Source organism: Demequina sediminis (genome assembly GCF_030296675.1).
Classification (GTDB): Bacteria; Actinomycetota; Actinomycetes; order Actinomycetales; family Demequinaceae; genus Demequina; species Demequina sediminis.
In genome coordinates this window covers 249,535-266,727 of record NZ_AP027736.1, presented here as the reverse complement: position 1 = coordinate 266,727, position 17,193 = coordinate 249,535, and the positions used below count along the sequence as shown (strand labels likewise).

Genomic DNA, 17,193 nt, shown 5'->3' with positions numbered 1-17,193 from the left:
TCGCGAGGCGGTCGCGAGCCGCTCGTGACTACTCGCCGCGCGAGGACTCCCCGCGCCACTGCGCGATGAGGTCGCGCTCCCGCTCGCTGGGGGCCCTGCACGCACACGCGTCCTGGTGCGCGGCGTGCCAGCGCCCGCGCTCGCGGTCCGTCGGGCGATCAGGCATCCGGTGGTCCCGATGCCACTCGCGGTTGATGGCGCCCATGGGTCGCTCCTCGTGTGAGGGGGACTCATCGCCAGGCTATACCCGGGTCGGCGGCGCATCGGCGCACGGATCCGGACACGAGAAAGGGCCCGCCATCAGGCGGGCCCTTGTCTCATCGAGACTCTCGTGGAGATCTCTTGCGGCTGGGCTACAAGGATTCGAACCTCAACTAACGGAACCAGAAACCGTCGTGCTGCCAGTTACACCATAGCCCATCAGGTTCTTTCGAACCGAGGTACCACTGTACCCGACCCGCGGCGGCATTCCAAACCGGCTACCCCTCCGCCGGGTCGACGCTGTCGAACGCCACGACCCCGGCATCGTCCGCATCACAGAAGCCGCCGAACGACGCAAAGTAGCTGTCGGGGTTGGCGCCATCAGGCAGATCCTCGAGGGCGACCCGCGCTCCCGAGCCGGTCACGGAGGTGGCATCCGCGAAGGCCGCGTCGCCCCACCGGACTCCCCCGTCGTCGGTCGCCTCCGCGTCCGGAGGCCACACGATCCAGGGCTCCGAGCCGTCCTCGAGCCGCAGGTGGAGGCAGCCGTTGGTCGCGATCACCACGGTGCCGCCCAGCTCCTCGCGAACACCCGGCACCTCGCCGGCCTCCTGCTGGCGCGGCACCCCGAAGCCGGCCCGGCTGTCCTCGCCCGCACAGCCGACCACCAGGAACGATGCCGCAGTGAGCGCGGCGGCGAGCCTCACCATGGGCTCACCGTACCGCGAGCAGCCCCGCCAGCTCCTCGAGAGAACCGATCCGCACCAGGCCGTCGCGCGGCTCCCCCACGCCGCACAGGCCGTCGAGGTCCCGGGAGTGCGCGCCAGGGCGCTCGATCCACACGCCAAGTCCCAACCCCGCCGCCACCGCGGCCAGCGGGTCCACGTCGAACTCGTCGCCCACATAGGCAACCTGCTCAGGCGGGAGTCCGAGCCTCTCGCACGCGAGCGCAAAAACCCGTGGATCGGGCTTACCGAAGCCGAGCTCGTCGACCCCCACGAGCATCGGCATGCGCTCAAGTCCGCACGCCGCGAGCTTGAGCACCTGATAGTCATGCGCCGCGTTGGACAGCCCACCGTAGGGGATGCCCGCGACGTCGAGAGCGTCGAGCGCGGGTGCCGCATCCGGGTGGGCCTGCCAGCCCTCGCGGAAGTAGTGCTCGAAGGCGGCGTCCCATGCCTCGTACGCCTCGGGGTCAAGATAGGGGCCGTCGAAGAGCTCGTGGAGGTCGTTCGCGCGGCGGTGACGCTGCTCCTTGTGGGTCAGCTCGCCGCGGGTGTGCGCGCGGTACCAGCCGTTCGCGTCCGCGCGCCACACGCGCAGGAGCTCGTCGTGGTCGACGTCGCCGAGGTAGTCGACCGCGACGGTCGCGAGCGCGTGACGGAACGCCCCACGCGTGTCGACCAGCGTGTCATCGACGTCGAACAGCACTCCGCGAATCACAGCCGCACTCTCCTCTTCCCTCAGCCCGGGAGCCGCCCGCCCTACAGAGCCGCGCGCAGCTTCCTCAGCCTCGCGAGAGAGGAGTCCTGACCCAGGATCTCCATCGACTCGAACAGCGGCGGCGACACCTGACGGCCCGTGATCGCGACCCGCAGCGGCCCAAAGGCGAAGCGCGGCTTGATGCCCATCTCGTCGACCAGGCGCGCGCGCAGGGCCTCCTGCTGCGCGTCGGCCCCAAAGTCGGCCAGCCCCGACAGCACGTCAATGGACGCGTCAAGGATCTCCGCGGCCTCCGGCGGAAGCTTCGCGAGCGCGGCCTCCTCGGGCACCACGGCCTCGTCCCCGATCAGCAGGAACCCGAGCATGCCGGGGGCCTCCCCCAGCAGCGTCATGCGCGTCTGCACCAGGGGAATCGCCTCCGCGAGGATCTGCTCCTCGTGCGGGGACAGCGACTGCGGCGAGGGCGAGGACACCAGTCCTGCGTCGTAGAGGTACGGCACCACGCGAGCGGCGAAGTCGCCGGGGGCGAGCATGCGCATGTGCTCGGCGTTGATCGCCTCGGCCTTCTTGAGGTCGAAGCGCGCGGGGTTGGGGTTGACGTCCGCGATGTCGAAGGCCGCGACCAGCTCGTCCGGCGTGAACACGTCGCGGTCGGGCCCGATGCTCCAGCCCAGCAGCGACAGGTAGTTCAGCAGCCCCTCGGGCAGGAAGCCGCGCTCACGGTGGTGAAACAGGTTCGACTCGGGGTCGCGCTTCGAGAGCTTCTTGGTGCCCTCGCCCAGCACCATCGGCATGTGCGCGAAGCGCGGCACGGCATCGGCAATCCCGAGCTCGACCATCGCACGCCACAGGACGATCTGGCGCGGGGTCGAGGACAGCAGGTCCTCGCCGCGCAGCACGTGGGTGATCTTCATGAGGGCGTCGTCGACCGGATTGACCAGCGTGTACAGCGGGATGCCGTTCGCGCGCAGGATCACGTAGTCGGGCACGGAGCCGGCGGGGAACGTCACCGATCCGCGGATCATATCGTCCACCGTGATGTCCTCGTCGGGCATGCGCATGCGAATCACGGGCAGGCGTCCGGCCGCGCGGTAGGCGGCCTTGTCCTCCTCGGTGAGCGAACGGTCGAAGCCGTCGTACCCCAGCTGCGGCGAGCGTCCGGCCGCCTTGTGGCGTGCCTCGATCTCCTCGGGGGTCGAGAAGGACTCGTACGCGTAGCCACCCTCGACCAGGCGGCGCACCACGTCGAGGTGCAGGTCGTGGCGCTCGGACTGGCGGTACGGCGCGTACGGGCCGCCGATATCGGGCCCCTCGTCATACGTGATGCCCAGCCAGTTCATGGCGTCGAGCAGCATCTCGTAGCTCTCCTGAGAGTCGCGCTCGGCATCGGTGTCCTCGATGCGGAAGACCAGGTCACCTCCGGTGTGGCGCGCGTACGCCCAGTTGAACAGCGCGGTACGGACCATGCCCACGTGGGGCAGGCCGGTGGGCGACGGGCAGAATCGGACGCGGACCTTGCTCATGTTCTTCTCTCTAGCGGGGGGACGATGCTGGGGTGGCGTGGGCGCTCAGGACCGGCGGATGACCGGGTTGCGCAGCACGCCCAGGTCCTCGATCTCGATCTCCACGACGTCACCGTGGTGGAGGGCGCGCACGCCGGACGGGGTGCCGGTGAGGATGATGTCGCCCGGCAAGAGGGTCACGACCTCGGAGACCATCGCGACCGCGTGGGCGACGTCGACGATCATGTCGCCCGAGTGGCCGGCCTGGGCCTCCTCGCCGTTGATGCGCGAGGAGATGGTCACGTCGTCGTGAGCGAGCTCGGTCTCGATCCACGGGCCCAGCGGCAGCGACGTGTCGAAGGCCTTGGCACGGAACCACTGGTCTTCCTGACGCTGAATGTCGCGCGCCGTGACGTCGTTCGCGCACGTGTAGCCGTAGATGTAGTCCTCGGCGTTGTCGGCGCTCACGTCCTTACACACGCGGGAAATGATCACCGCGAGCTCGGCCTCGAGCTGGACGTCCTCGCTGTAGTGCGGCAGCACGATCGGGTCGTCGGGGCCGATCACGGTCGTGTTGGGCTTGAGAAACAGGATCGGCAACTCGGGTGCGGGGCCTCGGTGCGGGATCTCCTTGGCGTGCGCCTCGTAGTTCTTGCCCAGGCACACCACCTTGGAGCGCGGAATCACGGGCGCCAGGAGGCGGACGTCGTCGGTGAGCGGGATCCTCTCGCCGGTCACGGTGCCCGGCGTGTACATCGGGTCGCCGGTGAGGACCACGAGCTCTTCACTGCCCGCCTCCCCGTCGACAATCGCGTAGCGAGGCTCTGCTCCGGTCGTAAAACGGGCGATGCGCATGACCTCCAGCCTAGTGGCTCGACGCCCCGGCACACGCGGAGCGAGGACCCTACGATGGGAGCCATGGGACAGGAAGCCGAGCGGATCGTCGCGCAGGCCGAGTCCGGCCTGGCGCGCGTGCTCGCCCGCACCGATCCTCACAGGGACGCGGACCTGGGCGACGCGTATCAGGGTCGCCGCGTCGCTGACGTCCTTGCCCACCTCCACGCCTGGCACGTCCTCTTCGAGGGCTGGGTGACCCAGCATCGTTCCGGAGCGGTGCCCGCCTTCCCCGCCGAGGGCTACTCGTGGCACACGCTGGGCGACCTCAACGACGCCCTCCACCGTGCTCACCACGACCGCACCTACGAGGAGATTCGCGCGCTCCTCGTCACCTCCCACCACCGGATGATCGCCCTGGTGCGCGAGCTCGACGACGCCACGCTCGGATCCCCCGGCGCCCTGGCGTGGCTGGGCGACGCGTCGCTGGGCAGCGTGGCGCACGAGTGCCTGGGCGCCCACTACGCGTGGGCGGAGCGCGTCCTCGACGATGCCGGGGTGCCGACTCCGTGACGTCCCGAATCGCGGGCCTCGACGTCGCGCGCGGACTCGCGATCCTGGGCATGGTCGCGGCTCACGTGGGCGACGATGCCTCGACCGACGGCGTGGGCTGGCCGTGGCTGTTCGCGACCCACGGTCGCTCCTCCGCGCTGTTCGCGGTGCTCGCCGGGGTCACCATGTCCCTCATGCTCGCGCGCGGAGACGATGCCGGGGGCGCCTTTCGTACCCGGGTGAGGATCGCGACGCGCGCCGGGATTCTCGTCGTGCTGGGGCTGCTGCTGACCGAGCTGGGCACGCCGGTCGACATCATCCTCGTGAATCTGGGTCTTATGATGCTGCTCGCGCTGCCGCTCCTGCGAGCGCCGTCGTGGGCGCTGCTTGCGATCGCGGGCGGGGCCATCGCGGGCGGCTGGTGGTACGTGCCGCGCCTCGCGGAGACGTTCTCCGAGTTCCTCCCCGTGCTCGGGAGGCTGTGGAGCACGCACTATCCGGCGCTGTCGTGGATCGGATACGTGCTGATCGGGGTGGTCGTGGGCCGACTGCCGCTCGTGCAGGCGCGCACGCAGGCGCTCCTGGTGGGGGCCGGCCTCGCGGTCGCGAGTGCGGCGGTGCTGGTGCGCGCCGTGGCGGGCGAGGGCCCGGTGACGAGCGTCGAGCCGCACTCGTACACGCCCGTCGAGATGGCGCACAACGCCGGCGTCGCGGTGCTCGTCATCGGGGCATGCTGCTGGCTCGCGACCGTCGCGCCGGCCGCGCGCGCGGCCCTCGCGCCGCTGGCCGCGCTCGGTTCGATGGCGCTCACCGCCTACGTGGGCCACCTGCTCGTGATCGCCGCGATCGGACCGGAGGCGGCGTTCCAGCCCTCGAACGTCACCCTCGTGGTGCTGTGCACCGCACTCCTGGCGATCGCGTGGGCATGGCGCACGTGGCTGGGTCAGGGCCCGCTCGAGCGCGTGCTCACGCTCGCCTCGAACGCCGCCGGCGACCGCGCGGTGCGGGCACGCGAACAGGCAGAGAGGGAGCGCATCGCGTGAGCGTGATCGACTGGCTCCTGGAGGGCGACCCCGCGATCCGCTGGCAGGTGATGCGCGACCTTCTCGACGCGGATCCGGACCACGTCGCGGCCGAGCGATCGCGCGTCGCGCGCGAGGGCTGGGGAGAGCGACTGCTCGCGCTGCAGCAGCCGGACGGCTCGTGGGCGGGCGGCGCGTGGTTCCCCGCGGGCTCCCGCGATCCTGGTGGAGATCCCATCGACGGTCAACCGTGGACCTCGACCGCCCACGTGCTCACGCTGCTGGTGCACATGGGTGTCGACCCGGACGCGACGGCGGTGCGGAGCGCGGCCTCGTGCGCCTTCGACGCGGTGCGCTGGGAGGAGGGCGACCGGCCCTTCCTCGAGGGCGAGGACGAGGCCTGCACGCTGTCGACAGCGATCCTCGCCGGCGCGTACTTCGGCGCGGACATGACCGCGCCCGCCGCGCGGCTGGTCGCGGACCGACGCGGCGACGGCGGCTGGAACTGCGAGCCGCGCGAGGTGTCGAACCGCTCGAGCTTCCCCTCGACCCTGATTGCCCTCGAGGCTCTCGCGGCGCAGCGACGCCACGCGGGCGCGCTCCCGCTAGACGCGTCCGAGGCGATCGACGCCGCCCACGAGTACCTGCTCGCGCGCGGACTCATGCGCCGCCGCTCGACCGGCGAGATCCTCGACCCCGCGTACCAGCGCCTGTCCTTTCCGACCTATTGGCACTACGACGTGCTGCGTGCCCTCGACCACCTGCGCGACTGGGGCGCGGAGCCCGACCCCAGGGCCGGCGAGGCGATCGAGCTGGTGCGATCTCGCCACACGGCGGCCGGCCCGTGGCCCCTGGAGAACACCCACCGCGGCGCCGTGCCCTTCGTCATGGAGGACGGTGACGGGCGCCCGAGCCGCTGGATCACGCTGCGCGCCCTGCGGGTGCTGAGGTGGTGGGACGATGCGTAACGCTGCCCCCGTCGCTGCCTCCTCGGAGTGGGAGCCCCTCGCGGCCGCGCACGCCGCGCGCGCCGACTCCCTCACGGCCGGTCACCGCGAGCGCACCGAGCGCGGCGAGTCCCACGCGATCGAGGACTTCCTCTACGACTACTACTCGACCCGTCCCTCGCTGCTCCGGCGCTGGCATCCCGGCCCCGGCATCGTCCTCGCGGACGCCCCCGACCACGCGACGTGGAAGTACTACCGGACCGATGCCGGCCTCACCAGGATGGACGCGACCGCCTTCATGGCGGCGCGAGGCGCCGCGGTGGACTGGATCGAGCGGCTGCTGACGGCGACGGCGGGACGCCAGCCGCGGCTGGGCTGCTTCGGGCTGCACGAGTGGGCCATGGCGTACCGCGCGGGCGCGGAGCTGCGCCACCCCTCCCCCTGCGGCTGGGCCAGGCGGGCACCGATGCCGTGGTCGAGTCCCACCCCATCGCGTGTTCGCACATCGACGCGTTCCGCTTCTTCACGCCCGAGGCCGTGCCGCTCAACCTGCTGCAACCCACGCGCAACACCCAGGTCGAGTTCGAGCAGCCCGGCTGCCTGCACGCGACCATGGATCTCTACAAGTGGGCGGCGCGACTCGCACCAGCCGTGCCCTCAGAGCTTGCGCTCGACGCGTTCGAGCTCGCGGTCGAGGTGCGACGCGTCGACATGCGCGCCTCGCCGTACGACGTGAGCGGGTTCGGGCTCGCCGCGATCACGATCGAGACGCCCACGGGCAAACGCGAGTACGCCGACCACCAGCGCGACTTCGCGGAGCGCGGCGGACTCCTCCGCGAGCGCCTCCTCGCCGCGATCACGGCACTGCGCGCGCACGCCGCCTGACGCGGCCGGCACGCGGGCCCGGACACGGCAACAGGGGACGGCCGGTGGCCATCCCCCTGTCGACGGGCGGTGCTACGCGATCGAGATGAGCGGCTCGGTGAGCGTGAGACCCACCTGTGCGCCCTGGCTCGCGAAGAGCAAGAACAGCGCGAGCGCGCCGCCGATGAGACCCAGGTTCTTGTTGAAGGAGATCTGCTCGGTCTGCTTGGCCTGAGCGTCGGTCTCCTTCCAGAACGCGTGCATGAAGAAGGTCACGGGGATGAGCGTCGCGACGATGAGGAGCGCGCCAATCTCGCCGTAGAAGCCGAGCAGGATCATGAGGCCGCCGATGCCCATCGCGACGCCCGAGGCGATCACGCCGAACTTGCCGCCGGGAGCACCCTTGTACGAGGCGTACTGCGCCATGGCGTTCGCGCCGACGATGTGGCCCACCGCGGAGAGCAGGAAGATGAGCGCGACCAGGATGCGGGCGACGAGGAAGACGATGTCCATGAGGGTCCTTCGAGAGTTGATGACGAATAGTTGTTGGATTAACTAATCGTAGGGCGTGAATGATTGACGTGTCAACTGGAAGTCGGCACGGCCCGTCGCACGGCGCGTCGCGCGGCGGTTGAGCGCCGGCACGCGCGGCGCGTGCTCCCCCGCATCGCGCCTGGTCGGGGGAGCATGGAATGCGTGGCCGACCGGCCATGCGGGTCATCGGAGGGGGCATTCATGGCACGGTCGACGGAGGGCGCGCGGTTGGCGGTGCTGATCGACGCGGACAACGCGGGCGCACAGCACCTCGAGCGACTCCTGGTCGAGATCGCGAAGTACGGCACGGCCAGCGTGCGCCGCGCGTACGGCGACTGGACCTCCACGCAACTGGGCAAGTGGAAGGACGCACTGCTCGCCCACTCGGTGCAGCCCATTCAGCAATTCAGCTACACCACCGGCAAGAACGCGACGGACAGCGCGCTCATCATCGACGCGATGGACCTCCTGCACGCGGGCAACCTCGACGGGTTCTGCCTGGTGTCAAGCGACAGCGACTTCACGCGCCTGGCCGCCCGCATCCGCGAGCAAGGACTGACCGCGTACGGCTTTGGGGAGCGCAAGACGCCCAAGCCCTTCGTCGCGGCGTGCGACGCCTTCATCTACGTCGAGAACCTCGCACCGCCGGTCGCACCCGCGAAGGCCGCCACGACCGCGGCGAAGCCCGCGCTCAAGCCCGACAAGACCCTCGACCGCCTCCTCGCTGAGGCCGTCGACGTCGCCGCAGGTGACGACGGCTGGGCCAACCTGGGCACGGTCGGCAGCAACCTCTCCAAGCTCGCGCCGGACTTCGACTCCAGGACGTGGGGCTACGGAAAGCTCAAGGACCTCATGCAGGCGCACCGCGACTACGAGGTGAAGTCGCGCAGCGCCGGCGAGGGAAAGAACCCCAGCGCACACGTCAGGCACAAGTAGGGCCTGTGCGGCGTTGACGAGCGCATGACCTGGGACATCGTCGACCGCTTCGACCGGCCGGACCTCGATCCGGACCTGTGGATTCCGCACTACCTCCCGCACTGGACCACGCCCGACCGTTCGGAAGCGCGGTACCGCCTCACGGACGAGGGCCTCGAGTTGCGCATCGAGCGCGACCAGCCCGCCTGGCGACCGGCCGACGGGCCGTTCCGGGTCTCGCACGTCCAGACCGGCCATCGCGACGGCCAGCATCGCGTAGGCAGCCACCTCACCGTCGTGTCGCCGCGGCCGCCTCGCACGCTGTGGGCGCCGCGAGAGGGAGCACTCGAGGTCGTCGCGAGCGCAAGCGCCGATCCCGCGTGCATGCTCGGCATCTGGCTGCTCGGGGACGAGTCCGCAGGGCCACGAGACTCGGGCGAGATCTGCGTGGCCGAACTCTTCGGCAGCGCGGTGGGCGCGCCTCTGTCGACCGTGCGCACGGGCATCAAGGCGCACCACGACCCCCGCCTCGCGTCCGACGTCCGCGACGTGGAACTGGCGATCGACGCGAGGGCGCCGCATGTGTATGGCGCGCGCTGGGGAGCGCACGGATGCGAGGTGAGCGTGGACGGCACCGTCATCTTCGCGACCGATCAGGTGCTCGACTATCCGCTCCAGCTCATGCTGGACCTCTGGGAGTTCCCGGAGCAGGGCGCGGGCCGCGAGGCAGAGTCCTATCCCAAGACAGCTGTCGCCCACGAGGTGCGACTGCGCATGTACCGCTAGGACGTCATTCCTGGCCCTCTCGCGAGGTGTGGACGTCGTAGAGGAACACCCGTAAACTGGGTGACCAGCCTCACCATTGCGGTGGTGTGGGAAGTGAGCCTCAGGAGTTCCTGCCGAAGACAGGGCCTGGGGCTCGCTGCCGTTCTACGTCGCGCCGCCGATGAGTTCGATTGTTGCCCGTTTGTCGATGAGTCGAATCCAGCGGTCATCGCCGAGCCGATACGCGACCACGGCGCCGCACACGGCATCGGCGAGCCAGAGAGCGGGCTCTGCCGGCCCGGGCACGTGCTCGATGCGCAGGCCACCGGCGCTCAACACGCGGCCTGCCCGCATCGCATCGAAGCACAAGCGATCGCGATGGTCGTCGGAGGGTCCGCGCGACTCCATCGTGAGTGTCGCGCAGCCAACACTCTCGAGAGCCGGAGCAAACGTCTCCATGCACTTGCGCCTGCGCCTCTCGTTCCGTTCCATGACGCTTCCGGCGCGCACGACAACGAAGGCCTCCAGGTCCTCCTCGAGCGCGGCCATGAGGGTACGGCGGTGGCCAGCATCGTCGTCGGAACTCCAATGGAGCTTGCTGCCGCCCCTGCGAGGGACAGCGCGCATGGCCGCCCGCAGGTCGTCGAGGCGGTCCACGGCAACGATGACAGCGCCGAGGAGATACGTGCCCGGATCTCGCGACGCCACCGAGCCAGACTCGTCTCCCCACGCCTGGAGCATCGGCCCGCCCTTCTCGCGTCCCGATCCAGGCTATGCGCGCCCACCGACGCGCACACGGCAACGTAGCGGCGCACGGCGCCTCTCGCACCTACCGCGCCGAGAGCACTCCCTTGTTGGCGAGTTCATCGGCCCTCTCGTTGCCGGGGTCGCCCGCGTGTCCCTTGACCCAGACCCACGTGATCTGGTGGCGCTGGAGCTGCTCGTCGAGCGCCTGCCACAGCTCGACGTTCTTGACCGGCTTCTTGTCAGCGGTCTTCCACCCGTTGCGCTTCCAGCCCTTCATCCACGACTGCGCGCCGTTCTTCACGTACTGCGAGTCGACGTGCAGGGTCACGGTGCACGGCCGGTTGAGGGCCTTGAGGCCCTCGATGACCGCGGTGAGCTCCATTCGGTTGTTCGTGGTGACCAGCTCGCCGCCGAAGAGCTCGCGCTCGTGGCCGCCCGCCTTCATCCACACCCCCAGCCGCCCGGGCCGGGATTTCCCTTGCAGGCGCCATCGGTCCACATGTGCACGTCGGTCACGGTCGCGTCTTCCACCCGGACACGGTAGCCCCTCCTCACCCATGGCATCGGCCACAATGTCTCCATGTCCCGCAAGCACGTCGCCGGCGGAGCGACGCCCGCAGTCCACGCCCTGGTCGAGGCAGGCATCGTCCACACGCTGCACCCCTATGAGCACGACCCCGCCTCCGAACTCGGCTACGGCCTCGAGGCCGCCGCGGCGCTGGGCGTGGACCCCGACCAGATGTACAAGACCCTGTGCGCATACGTCGACGGCACGCTGTCCGTGGGGGTCGTGCCCGTGAGCGGGATGCTCGACCTCAAGGCGCTCGCGCACGCGCTGGGCGGCAAGCGCGCGGAGATGGCACCCCCGCCGACGCCGAGCGCGCCACCGGCTACGTCGTGGGAGGAATCTCGCCGCTGGGTCAGCGGCGCGCACTGCCCACCGCCATCGACGAGACCGTCGAACTGTGGGACACGGTCTATGTCAGCGGTGGCCGACGCGGCCTCGATATCGGCCTGGCCCCCGCCGACCTCATCGCGTGCACCTCCGCCGTGCTCGCCCCGATCGCGAAGGACTCCTGATGGACCTCTCCCCCACGCCGGCCGGTTGGGACTACGCGGGGGCTCTCGCCGCCGTGAAGGCCCGCGTGCATGTCGCGGAGGCCGCGAGCGGCCGGGCCGGTTCCGGTGTGCGCGTCCTGGTGGCGACCAAGACGTGGGACGCCGATGCCGCGGTAGCGGTGGTCCGCGCCGGCGGGGTCCTTGTGGGCGAAAGCAGGATGCAGGAACTCGACGCCAAGGGCGCCGAACTGACCGCCGCGGGCGCGCGCATCCACGTGATCGGACAGCTCCAGCGCAACAAGGTCGCCACCGCCGTCGAGTGGGCGCAGTGCATCCAGACGGTCGACTCGGCGCGTCTCGCCGAGCGCATCTCGCGCCTGTGCGTCGATGCCGGACGCACCATGGAGGTCATGCTGCAGGTCAACGTGTCGGGAGAGGAATCCAAGGCCGGCGTCGAGCCGGACGAGGCCCTCGCGGTCGCGTCGATGATCGCCTCGCTGCCCGCACTGACGGTCACCGGCTTCATGACGATCGGCCTGAACTCTCGAGACGAGAACGCGGTACGCGAGGGCTACGCGCGGCTCAGGGAGATTCGCGACCAGGCGCTCATCCGCTCCGAGCGGGGCACGCTCCCCCTCGCGCAGGCGTGGGAGCTGTCGATGGGCATGTCGCAGGACCTCGAGTGGGCGGTCGCCGAGGGCGCGACCATGGTGCGCGTGGGCACCGCGGTGATGGGGTCACGCACCGCGGCCTAACCGCACACTGGGCCGTGCGGATAACGGGCTCTTCGCATTCAAGGGTGTAGTAGTGGCCTGAAGCCGCCAGTCTCGAGTAGCGACCTGGCGATGTAGTGCGTCAGGTTCCGGAACCCCAGGGCCGAGCCGCGGAGGTGTTCGAGTCGGCCGTTGATCGCTTCTGTCGGGCCGTTGGATGTGCCGGGTCGGTCGAAGTAGGCGAGGATGTCGCAGGTGCGATTGTTGAGGGTCCGCCCGAGGCGGCGTAGCTCGATCAGCGCGGCGGGGACGCCGGTGCGCAGGGACTCGATCAGGTGGGCGAGGTCGGCGCGGGCGGCGGCGCGGTCGGGGTTGCGGTAGTTGGTGATGAGGCGCTGGTAGGCGGCCCAGGTGATCTCGACCTCGGTGTGGGCGTCGGTGTTGAACAAGGTCTCCAGGCGTGCCCACTGGCGGTCGGTGAGGTACTCCAGTCCGGTGTGCAGGATCCGACGGGACATGTACAGCGGGTCTCCGGCACGTCCCCGGTGGCCGTGGATGGCTTGCTGGATGCGGCGACGGCATTGGTCGAGGGCGTCGCCGGCGAGCTTGACGACGTGGAACGGGTCCATCACGGCGGTCGCGGTGGGCAGTTCCTCGGCGGCCGCGGTCTTGAACCCGCTGAAGCCGTCCATGGCGATCGACTCGATCCGCTCCTCCAGCATCGAGGACGTTCGGCCAGCCACATCTGGAAGGTGACCTTCGACCTGCCAGGGATCATGTCGAGCAGCCGGGCCGGACCGACGCCGTCGCGTACCGGGGTGAGGTCGATGATGACCGTCACGTAGTTGCCACCGTAGCGGGTGTGTCGCCATACGTGCTCGTCGACACCGATCACCGCGACACCGTGGAACCGGGTGGGGTCGTTGATCAGCTGGCGGTGCCCTTCGGTCAGGACCGCGTCGTTCGCGGTGTGCCACGCGACCCCCAGTCCCGCCGCGATACGAGAGATGCTCAGGTGGTCCACGACGAGCGCCCTGAGCGCCCAGGCCAGGCCGCCGCGGGAGACCTTCGCCCGCGGATCGGCGGCCGCACGGAGATCGTCTGTCCAGAAACGGCCGCACGGGCTGCACCTGTAGCGGCGTACCCGGATCAACAGGGTCGTGGGCCGTCCGCCGAAGGGCTCGTGCGCGAGTCGGCGCGTGATCGTGCCGCGCGACACACCTCGCCCACCGCAGCCATGACACAGGTCGTCAACCGTGGCGGCGCGGCACTCGAGGACAGCCCGATCGGGGGCGAGATGTTGGCCGGTGACGATCAGGCCAAGAGCATCGAGGTTGCAGAAGGTCGTGAGATCGGGCGCGCCGAAGGTAGCGTGAGACAAGTCGAGGTCTTCCGGACGGTGAGTGTGAGAACTTCCATCCTGGGGGACCTCGACCCCTACCCCCGACCACTCACCGCAGCACGCACTACACCCTCATTTGCGAAGAGCCGGATAACGTGGCATCCATGATCGAGCTCGACCCGGTGCCGCTCACGTACCTTGCCGTCGGCGTCGCCACTCTGCTGGCGGCCCTGTTGCCGCGCCTGCTGCGCGCGGCACCCCTGTCCATGCCGATGCTCTTCGTCGCCGCCGGCATCGTGGTCTTCGCGCTCATCCCCGACCTGCCCGATCCCGATCCCCTCGCTCACCCCGAGGTCGCTGTTCACCTCACCGAACTGTGCGTCATCATCTCCCTCATGGGTGCCGGGCTCGCGCTCAACCGGCCGCTCGGGTGGCGGCGGTGGTCGAGCACGTGGAGGCTGCTGGGCATCACGATGCCGCTCAGCATGATCGCGGTGGGGCTGCTCGGATGGACGATGCTCGGGCTGGGCGTCGCTGCCGCCGTGCTGATCGCGGCCGTCCTGGCTCCCACCGACCCCGTGCTGGCCTCGGAGGTGCAGGTGAGCAAGCCCGCACAGGATCCCGAACACGACGACGACGAGGTCCGCTTCGCCCTCACCTCGGAGGCTGGGCTCAATGACGGCCTCGCGTTCCTGTTCACGTGGGCTGCGGTCGGCATCGCGATCGCGGGTATCGCGCCGTCGGGCTGGCTGGGGCACTGGCTCGCGGTCGACCTCGTGTGGCGCATCGCGGCTGGAGTCGGCATGGGCGCGGCCTGCGGCTGGCTGCTGGGAAGGATGCTCTTCTCGACGGCATCGGAGCGGCGCCGGATCACGGATGGCGCGCACGGCTTCATCGCGCTGGCCGCGACCTTCCTCACGTACGGGCTCACCGAGCTCGTGCACGGGTACGGCTTCATCGCCGTGTTCGTCGCGGCGCTCGTGCTGCGCTCGAACGCCCGACACCATGACTACGTCCGCGTCCTGCACGGGTTCGTCGAGCAAATCGAGCGCCTCCTCACCGTCGCGGTGCTGGTGCTCGTGGGCGGAGCGGTGAGCAGGGGTGCACTCGAGGGGATCGGCCTGATCGACATCGTCTTCGTGGCGGCCGTCCTACTGGTGGTGCGACCGCTCGCGGGATGGATCGGGCTCGCGGGAGGCGTGACGCGCCGCCGCGAACGCATGGTCATCGCGTTCTTCGGCGTGCGCGGGGTCGGGTCGCTGTTCTATCTGGCCTTCGCCCTCCAGGAGGCCAACTTCCCCGGCGGCGACCGGCTGTGGGCGGTAACGCTGCTCGCGGTGCTGGGTTCCGTGATCCTCCACGGCATCACGGCCACCCCCGCGATGAGATCCCTCGACCGACGCCATGGGCGGCTCCCCGAGGAGCCCGCACCCGCCTGACGGGTGCGGCCGAGACGACGCACGGTTGGCGTTTGCCTCGGATGCTTGCGACACTTCATGAGGAGTGCCGGTCGGGCGCGAGCTGAGGGGTCTCGACGAGGAGGTCCACCATGCCGCTGTTTCACCTGGCCATGTACTACGAGCAGGGCTCGGGCGAGGTCCCGCCTGATCTGGACCAGATCATGGCGGAGGTCGACGCACTCAACGACGACCTTCGCGACGCCGGCGCATGGGTTACCGCGGCGGGATTCGAGCCCGCTCCCCAGGCACGCGTGGTGACCGCACTCCCCGACGGCGCGGAGACCACCGACGGCCCCTACCTGGCGACCGCCGAGCACCAAGGCGGCTTCTGGCTCATCCACGCGCGCTCGATGGGCGACGCCATCATCTGGGCGGAGCGTGCCAGCCGAGCGCTGCGCCTTCCCGTCGAGGTGCGCGCATGCGCTCCCGAGAAGGAAAGTTAGGCAAGGTTTCGCTTGCTGGCGGGCGCGGCGGCGCCTGCCTACCCTGGAAGGCGTGACCAACACCCAGCCGCACCACACCTCGTTGTTTCCCGACGAGGACCGCGTCTCGCGCCGCCTCAACGCGCTGCGCGCCGGCGTGCTGGGAGCCAACGACGGCATCGTCTCGATCGCCGCACTCCTCGTGGGCGTGGTCGCCGCCAATCCCAGCCCCGCAATCATCCTCACCGCCGCGATCGCCGGCATCGCGGCCGGAGCTCTCTCGATGGGCGTGGGCGAGTACGTGTCCGTCTCGAGTCAGCGCGACGCGGAGCAGGCCCAGCTCGACCGCGAGCGCCAGTGGCACGAGCACCGGCCTGACTGGGAGCTCGACCAGCTCGCCCAGCTCCACATGGAGACCGGGATGTCGGAGGAGACGGCGCGGCGCGCCGCTATCGAGCAGACGGCCTTCGACCCGCTCGCGGCCCACGCCCGCGCTCACCTGGGCATCGACCCCGAGGCGCTCATCAACCCCTGGCACGCCGCGTTCGCCTCACTCATCGCCTTCACGCTGGGCGGCATGTTCCCGCTGCTGACGGCCGTGCTCGCGCCCGACAGCCTCAAGGTGCCGCTGACCTTCGGTGTGGTCGCGGTGGCGCTCGCGATCTCGGGACTCGTCTCCGCCCGCCTGGGACACGCGCCCCGCGCACGCGCGGTGCTGCGCAACGTGCTGGGAGGCTCGCTCGCGATGGCGATCACGTGGGGCATCGGCTCGTTCGTGGGCGTCCACGTCTAGCGTGTGAGGCCCTACGGGACGATCCTCAGCCACGAGTCAGTCGCGAAACGGTCCTCGACGGCGCGGTGGGCCGCGGCGAGTTCGTGCTCCCGGACGGCGCCGGGCACCGTCGCGTACCGCGACGCGAAGTGGTCGAGGAATGCCTCGATAATGTCCGCGCGCGACATGCCGGTCTGGCTGCGCAAGGGGTCGACCCTCTTGTTCGCGCTCTTGGTGCCCTTGTCCGACAGCTTCTCGCGGCCGATCCTGAGCACCTCGAGCATCGCGTCGGCGTCGATGTCGTAGGCCATGGTCACGTGGTGGAGCACGGCGCCCGCGGAGTAGCGCTTCTGCGCCGCGCCCGCGATCTTCCCCGCGGGAGACGCGATGTCGTTGAGCGGAACGTAGGTCGCCTCGATACCCACCGACCTCAGCGCGCCGAGCACCCAGTCGTCGAGGAACGCGTAGGACTGCTCGAAGCTCAGCCCCTCGACCAGCGACGTGGGCACGTAGAGCGAGTACGTGATGGTGTTGCCCGGCTGGATGAACATCGCGCCGCCGCCGGACACGCGCCGCACCACGGTGACGTCATGGCGCGCGGCACCCTCGGCATCGACCTCGTTGCGCAGCGACTGGAAGGACCCGATCACCACCGCGTTGCGCTCCCACTCCCAGATGCGCAGCGTAGGTCCGCGCGTGCCCGCCGCGACCTCGCGCGCCAGGACGTCGTCGATCGCCATCTGCAGGTGCGGGTCACGCGGGGAGTCGTGAATGGTCTCGAACGTGTGGTCGTGCCAGCTGGTCGCGTGCCCGAGCGCGCGACGCACCGCGATCGCGACCGCCTCCGGGCTGAAGCCGATGAACTGCGCGCCGCTCGCCGCACGCGTGACGGCGGCGGTCATCTGCGACACGGTCGCATGCGCGGACAGCCCCGCGAGCGCCCGCGAGATGTCGCCGATCGCCTCCGCGGGCTCGAGGAAGAAGTCCCCCGAGATCACCACCGTGTCGAGCGTCTCGCCCGTGTGATCGAGCTCGACATCCGCGACCACGAGCTTGCCGCCAGGAACCTTGTACTCACCGTGCATGCCACCTATCCTCC

19 protein-coding genes, 1 tRNA gene and 2 pseudogenes are annotated in these 17,193 nt (G+C 70.0%); 11 read left to right on the top strand and 11 right to left on the bottom strand.

The features are described 5' to 3' along the window. Positions 1-28 precede the first annotated feature (28 nt). The 6 genes from QUE44_RS01360 to QUE44_RS01335 all read right to left on the bottom strand — a co-directional run bounded on the left by QUE44_RS01360 (position 29) and on the right by QUE44_RS01335 (position 4,001). A complete protein-coding gene (locus QUE44_RS01360; RefSeq protein ID WP_286215465.1) occupies positions 29-205 on the bottom strand; it encodes a hypothetical protein in 177 nt (58 codons plus the stop codon). Between the two features lie 143 nt (positions 206-348). Further along, a tRNA-Gln gene (locus tag QUE44_RS01355) sits at positions 349-420 on the bottom strand. A gap of 59 nt (positions 421-479) precedes the next feature. Then, the gene (locus QUE44_RS01350; RefSeq protein WP_286215464.1) at positions 480-911 is read right to left on the bottom strand and encodes a hypothetical protein; all 432 of its coding nucleotides are present in this window, start codon (positions 909-911) and stop codon (positions 480-482) included. 4 nt (positions 912-915) lie between these two features. Beyond that, positions 916-1,644 carry an HAD family hydrolase gene (locus QUE44_RS01345; RefSeq protein ID WP_286215463.1) on the bottom strand — a complete coding sequence of 243 codons (729 nt, stop codon included), beginning with the start codon at positions 1,642-1,644 and terminating at the stop codon, positions 916-918. Between the two features lie 41 nt (positions 1,645-1,685). Then, entirely contained in the window at positions 1,686-3,167 is a 1,482-nt protein-coding gene (gltX, locus tag QUE44_RS01340) for a glutamate--tRNA ligase (protein WP_286215460.1), read from the bottom strand. 45 nt (positions 3,168-3,212) lie between these two features. Beyond that, positions 3,213-4,001 (bottom strand): fumarylacetoacetate hydrolase family protein, encoded by a 789-nt coding sequence (locus QUE44_RS01335; RefSeq protein WP_286215459.1) that lies wholly within the window; start codon positions 3,999-4,001, stop codon positions 3,213-3,215. Between the two features lie 63 nt (positions 4,002-4,064). Between QUE44_RS01335 and QUE44_RS01330 the strand changes: the two genes are divergently transcribed. The 4 genes from QUE44_RS01330 (at position 4,065) to QUE44_RS13830 (ending at position 7,386) form a co-directional block, all read left to right on the top strand. Further along, a complete protein-coding gene (locus QUE44_RS01330; protein WP_286215458.1) occupies positions 4,065-4,553 on the top strand; it encodes a ClbS/DfsB family four-helix bundle protein in 489 nt (162 codons plus the stop codon). After that, positions 4,550-5,575, top strand: coding sequence for an acyltransferase family protein (locus QUE44_RS01325; protein ID WP_286215457.1), 1,026 nt, complete (start codon positions 4,550-4,552; stop codon positions 5,573-5,575). Before QUE44_RS01330 ends, QUE44_RS01325 begins: the two co-directional genes overlap by 4 nt. Beyond that, complete coding sequence (locus QUE44_RS01320; protein WP_286215456.1) at positions 5,572-6,522, top strand: prenyltransferase/squalene oxidase repeat-containing protein; 951 nt, start codon at positions 5,572-5,574, stop codon at positions 6,520-6,522. The genes QUE44_RS01325 and QUE44_RS01320 overlap by 4 nt, the downstream gene beginning before the upstream one ends. Before the next feature lie 450 nt (positions 6,523-6,972). Beyond that, on the top strand, positions 6,973-7,386 hold the full coding sequence (locus QUE44_RS13830) for a hypothetical protein (protein ID WP_350226861.1): 414 nt from the start codon (positions 6,973-6,975) through the stop codon (positions 7,384-7,386). Positions 7,387-7,458: 72 nt separating this feature from the next. Here QUE44_RS13830 and QUE44_RS01310 read toward each other — a convergent pair whose 3' ends face one another. Further along, on the bottom strand, positions 7,459-7,878 hold the full coding sequence (locus tag QUE44_RS01310) for a DoxX family protein (RefSeq protein ID WP_286215455.1): 420 nt from the start codon (positions 7,876-7,878) through the stop codon (positions 7,459-7,461). Positions 7,879-8,100: 222 nt separating this feature from the next. Here QUE44_RS01310 and QUE44_RS01305 point away from each other — a divergent pair, with 222 nt between their 5' ends. Both QUE44_RS01305 and QUE44_RS01300 read left to right on the top strand, forming a co-directional pair. Further along, a complete protein-coding gene (locus tag QUE44_RS01305) occupies positions 8,101-8,835 on the top strand; it encodes an NYN domain-containing protein (protein WP_286215454.1) in 735 nt (244 codons plus the stop codon). A 24-nt stretch (positions 8,836-8,859) separates the two neighbouring features. Next, positions 8,860-9,600 carry a glycoside hydrolase family 16 protein gene (locus QUE44_RS01300; protein WP_286215453.1) on the top strand — a complete coding sequence of 247 codons (741 nt, stop codon included), beginning with the start codon at positions 8,860-8,862 and terminating at the stop codon, positions 9,598-9,600. A 144-nt stretch (positions 9,601-9,744) separates the two neighbouring features. Here QUE44_RS01300 and QUE44_RS01295 read toward each other — a convergent pair whose 3' ends face one another. Further along, the gene (locus QUE44_RS01295; RefSeq protein ID WP_286215452.1) at positions 9,745-10,320 is read right to left on the bottom strand and encodes a hypothetical protein; all 576 of its coding nucleotides are present in this window, start codon (positions 10,318-10,320) and stop codon (positions 9,745-9,747) included. 88 nt (positions 10,321-10,408) lie between these two features. Next, on the bottom strand, positions 10,409-10,771 hold the full coding sequence (gene rnhA / locus QUE44_RS01290; RefSeq protein WP_433997175.1) for a ribonuclease HI: 363 nt from the start codon (positions 10,769-10,771) through the stop codon (positions 10,409-10,411). A 135-nt stretch (positions 10,772-10,906) separates the two neighbouring features. Here rnhA and ybaK point away from each other — a divergent pair. Beyond that, positions 10,907-11,406, top strand: a pseudogene (gene ybaK / locus QUE44_RS01285) (Cys-tRNA(Pro) deacylase). Then, complete coding sequence (locus QUE44_RS01280) at positions 11,406-12,140, top strand: YggS family pyridoxal phosphate-dependent enzyme (protein ID WP_286215451.1); 735 nt, start codon at positions 11,406-11,408, stop codon at positions 12,138-12,140. The pseudogene ybaK and the gene QUE44_RS01280 overlap by 1 nt, the downstream one beginning before the upstream one ends. A 38-nt stretch (positions 12,141-12,178) precedes the next feature. Here the strand turns inward: QUE44_RS01280 and QUE44_RS01275 are convergent. Continuing rightward, positions 12,179-13,479: pseudogene (locus tag QUE44_RS01275) on the bottom strand (ISL3 family transposase). A gap of 125 nt (positions 13,480-13,604) precedes the next feature. Between QUE44_RS01275 and QUE44_RS01270 the strand changes: the two are divergent. From QUE44_RS01270 to QUE44_RS01260, 3 genes are all read left to right on the top strand, one after another. Then, positions 13,605-14,879 carry a cation:proton antiporter gene (locus QUE44_RS01270; protein ID WP_286215450.1) on the top strand — a complete coding sequence of 425 codons (1,275 nt, stop codon included), beginning with the start codon at positions 13,605-13,607 and terminating at the stop codon, positions 14,877-14,879. Between the two features lie 110 nt (positions 14,880-14,989). After that, entirely contained in the window at positions 14,990-15,343 is a 354-nt protein-coding gene (locus tag QUE44_RS01265; RefSeq protein WP_286215449.1) for a YciI family protein, read from the top strand. Positions 15,344-15,395: 52 nt separating this feature from the next. Beyond that, complete coding sequence (locus QUE44_RS01260) at positions 15,396-16,115, top strand: VIT1/CCC1 transporter family protein (protein WP_286215448.1); 720 nt, start codon at positions 15,396-15,398, stop codon at positions 16,113-16,115. Between the two features lie 11 nt (positions 16,116-16,126). On the opposite strand, the gene lplAB is transcribed toward QUE44_RS01260, so the two are convergent. Continuing rightward, positions 16,127-17,179 (bottom strand): lipoate-protein ligase LplAB, encoded by a 1,053-nt coding sequence (lplAB, locus tag QUE44_RS01255; RefSeq protein ID WP_286215447.1) that lies wholly within the window; start codon positions 17,177-17,179, stop codon positions 16,127-16,129. Positions 17,180-17,193: the final 14 nt, after the last annotated feature.

Bases quoted from the DNA above. Each gene is read 5' to 3' on its own strand.
- QUE44_RS01360 (WP_286215465.1), bottom strand. From the start codon at position 205: ATGGGCGCCATCAACCGCGAGTGGCATCGGGACCACCGGATGCCTGAT.
- QUE44_RS01350 (WP_286215464.1), bottom strand. From the start codon at position 911: ATGGTGAGGCTCGCCGCCGCGCTCACTGCGGCATCGTTCCTGGTGGTC.
- gltX (WP_286215460.1), bottom strand. From the start codon at position 3,167: ATGAGCAAGGTCCGCGTCCGATTCTGCCCGTCGCCCACCGGCCTGCCC.
- QUE44_RS01335 (WP_286215459.1), bottom strand. From the start codon at position 4,001: ATGCGCATCGCCCGTTTTACGACCGGAGCAGAGCCTCGCTACGCGATT.
- QUE44_RS01330 (WP_286215458.1), top strand. From the start codon at position 4,065: ATGGGACAGGAAGCCGAGCGGATCGTCGCGCAGGCCGAGTCCGGCCTG.
- QUE44_RS01310 (WP_286215455.1), bottom strand. From the start codon at position 7,878: ATGGACATCGTCTTCCTCGTCGCCCGCATCCTGGTCGCGCTCATCTTC.
- QUE44_RS01305 (WP_286215454.1), top strand. From the start codon at position 8,101: ATGGCACGGTCGACGGAGGGCGCGCGGTTGGCGGTGCTGATCGACGCG.
- QUE44_RS01300 (WP_286215453.1), top strand. From the start codon at position 8,860: ATGACCTGGGACATCGTCGACCGCTTCGACCGGCCGGACCTCGATCCG.
- QUE44_RS01295 (WP_286215452.1), bottom strand. From the start codon at position 10,320: ATGCTCCAGGCGTGGGGAGACGAGTCTGGCTCGGTGGCGTCGCGAGAT.
- rnhA (WP_433997175.1), bottom strand. From the start codon at position 10,771: ATGAAGGCGGGCGGCCACGAGCGCGAGCTCTTCGGCGGCGAGCTGGTC.
- QUE44_RS01280 (WP_286215451.1), top strand. From the start codon at position 11,406: ATGGACCTCTCCCCCACGCCGGCCGGTTGGGACTACGCGGGGGCTCTC.
- QUE44_RS01270 (WP_286215450.1), top strand. From the start codon at position 13,605: ATGATCGAGCTCGACCCGGTGCCGCTCACGTACCTTGCCGTCGGCGTC.
- QUE44_RS01265 (WP_286215449.1), top strand. From the start codon at position 14,990: ATGCCGCTGTTTCACCTGGCCATGTACTACGAGCAGGGCTCGGGCGAG.
- lplAB (WP_286215447.1), bottom strand. From the start codon at position 17,179: ATGCACGGTGAGTACAAGGTTCCTGGCGGCAAGCTCGTGGTCGCGGAT.